This window comes from Arthrobacter sp. Dra40, from assembly GCF_059091905.1.
Genome location: NZ_JBNHHB010000561.1, coordinates 1 through 521, shown reverse-complemented (window position 1 = coordinate 521; position 521 = coordinate 1). Strand labels below are relative to the sequence as shown.

The window sequence follows — 521 nt, the reverse complement described above, 5'->3', positions numbered from 1 at the left end:
CCGCCCACGATCAGCGCCTGCTCTACATCCCCGGACGCACGGTCCACCACGCTTCCCGAACCTACCGCGGCGACGGGAAAACCGATGCCAAGGACGCCGCCGTCATCGCCGACCAGGCACGCATGCGCAGGGACCTGCAGCCGGTGCGCGCAGGGGATGAGATCAGCGTCGATTTACGCATCCTCACCGCCCGCCGCGCGGACAAGGCGTGCGATCGCAGCCGCGCGATCAACCGGCTCCGGGCCCAGCTGCTGGAATACTTCCCGGCACTGGAACAAGCCTTTGACTACAGCAGATCCAAGGGCGCGCTGCTCTTGCTGACCCGGTACAACACGCCCGACGGCCTGCGCCGGCTCGGACAGAAACGCCTCCATGCCTGGCTCAAGAACCTGCGCACCCGCAGCAGCCTGCTCGTGGCAGAAAAGGCCATCACTGCTGCGAAATCCCAATACACCACGGTGCCCGCCCAACGGATCGGTGCCCGGCTGGTCGCCGAACTGGCCCAGGAAGTACTCGACCTC

The 521-nt window shown here is 66.6% G+C and carries 1 protein-coding gene; it reads left to right on the top strand.

Annotated features, from left to right (window positions below; translation table 11 throughout):
• Positions 1 to 521: IS110 family transposase (locus AC5RWT_RS37990; RefSeq protein ID WP_494084705.1), on the top strand; the 521-nt coding region annotated here is incomplete at both ends.